This window comes from Nocardia farcinica (assembly GCF_029867845.1).
In the GTDB taxonomy this organism is placed as follows: domain Bacteria; phylum Actinomycetota; class Actinomycetes; order Mycobacteriales; family Mycobacteriaceae; genus Nocardia; species Nocardia farcinica_A.
This window is the reverse complement of the sequence record NZ_JARWRU010000607.1, coordinates 1-1,748: the sequence shown is the minus strand read 5'-3', so window position 1 is coordinate 1,748 and position 1,748 is coordinate 1. Positions and strand designations below refer to the sequence as shown.

The following is a 1,748-nucleotide window of genomic DNA, read 5'->3' as shown; positions in this document are numbered from 1 at the left end:
CGGGGGCGGCACTCCCGGACCGGCCTGCCCTGCCACGGCGCGGGGGCGATGGCCTGGTACTCTATGTGCGTGGGCTGGGGGAGTGGGTGGAGCTCGCGGGCCGCGGCCGGGCCCTGCACCGCGAAGACGGCGAACTCGCGGTGCTGGTCGGTCACGGTCACGCCCTGCGGCGCGGCCGCCGCCAGGCGGCGCACCACCTCGGCGGTGTTGGCGGCGTTGGGCACGAGGAAGATCTCCTCGTCGCCGACGTGGTAGGCGATGAGGTCGTCGACCACGCCCCCCTCGTCGGTGCAGCACAGCGTGTACTGGGCCTTGCCGGGCCGGATGCGGCCGAGGTCGTTGGTCAGCACATCGTTCACGAACGCCGCCGCGCCCGGTCCGGCCACCGTCGCCTTGCCGAGGTGGCTGACGTCGAACAGCCCGACCGCGGTGCGGGTCGCCTGATGTTCGCCCACGGTGCCCGCATAGGACACCGGCATCTCCCAGCCGCCGAACTCCGCGAAGCTCGCGCCGAGTTCGACGTGGACGTCGTGGACAGGTCCGCGCAACAGGTCGGTCATGCCGCCGAGCTTAGCCCGCCGGCTGCCCGTCTCCCGGCAGCGGCGAGCGCCCTCGGCGCCACATGGGGATCAGCACCGGGCCGCCGTCGGGCAGCGGCAGCACCGCACCCGAGCGGGCGAAACCGCAGCGCTCGTACAGCCGCGCCGACCGCTCGGTGCTCGCCTCGAGGTACGCGGGTTCCCGCGCCTCGGACAGCACCGCCGCCAGGATCGCCGCGCCCGCGCCACGGCCGCGGCGCTCGGGCACGGTGACGATGGACTGCAGGTAGCGGTGCGGGAATTCCCGCGGATGGGTGCGCGCGACCAGTTCGGTCACCGCGGCCAACCGCACCAGCGGACGCACCTCGGGGGCGCCGTCCGCCATCCGCGCGGTCTCCCCGGCCTCGGTCCGATAGCGGCCGGTATCGGTGACGCGATGCCAGACCGACACCGCCCACACCTCGTCACCGGGTCCGGCCACCCACACCTCGTCACCGCCGTCCACCGCGCGCTCGATCATCTTCGGCGCGTGCTCGTCGCGGAAGGCCGCCGCGATGTCGGGGAAGCCCTCGGTGACCCACGCCGTCACCGCCTCGTCCTGTGCGGCATGCGCGTACACCCTGCCCACGGTCGCCACATCGGCGAGCCCGGCCCGCCTGACCCGCATCCCATCCATCTCCCTCACCTCCGGTGTGAACGACGTTCCCTGCCGCCAAAGTAGGAAGGCGGATAGCGCTTTTCCACTGTTTCGTCACACTTGTTCGTGTGTCGGAAATCAGCGAACGCCGCGTCGGCGGGCACCCGGGCGCCGACCCGTCGGACACCGGAACACCGCGCTGCGCCCAATGCCACCGCCCCGTGCGGCGCGCCGAACGCGGCAGGCCGCGGCGCTACTGCTCGCGCTCCTGCTCCGCCCGCGCCTACCGTGCCCGTCGCGCCGCCCGTGCGGCGGGGGCGACCCCCGCGCGCCCCCCCCCGCGCCCCCGCCGCCGCACCCGGGGCGCCCTCGCCCCGACGGCGGGGGGGCGGGCCGCCCGCGCGGGCCGCCCCCCCGGGCGGGGGGGCGCCGCGGCCCCGCGCCGGGGGCGAGCAGCTCCTCGAACTCCGCCCGTGCCGGGGCGTGGCCGCGCCGGTCTCGGCGCGGGGCGGGGGCGGGGGGGGGCGACACGGGCCCGCCCGGGGCCCCCCCCCGCCCCGCCGCGAGGGGGG

At 76.5% G+C, this 1,748-nt stretch carries 1 protein-coding gene and 1 pseudogene; both read right to left on the bottom strand.

Features of this window, described 5'->3' with window-relative positions; all coding sequences use genetic code 11:
• A pseudogene (locus QH283_RS13305) lies at positions 1-560 on the bottom strand (glycine cleavage system aminomethyltransferase GcvT); the annotation flags it as partial.
• Positions 561-570: 10 nt separating this feature from the next.
• On the bottom strand, positions 571-1,215 hold the full coding sequence (locus tag QH283_RS13300) for a GNAT family N-acetyltransferase (protein ID WP_280503311.1): 645 nt from the start codon (positions 1,213-1,215) through the stop codon (positions 571-573).
• Between the last annotated feature and the right edge of the window lie 533 nt (positions 1,216-1,748).

Excerpts from the sequence above, each read along its gene's own strand:
- QH283_RS13300 (WP_280503311.1), bottom strand. The coding sequence starts at position 1,215 with ATGGATGGGATGCGGGTCAGGCGGGCCGGGCTCGCCGATGTGGCGACC.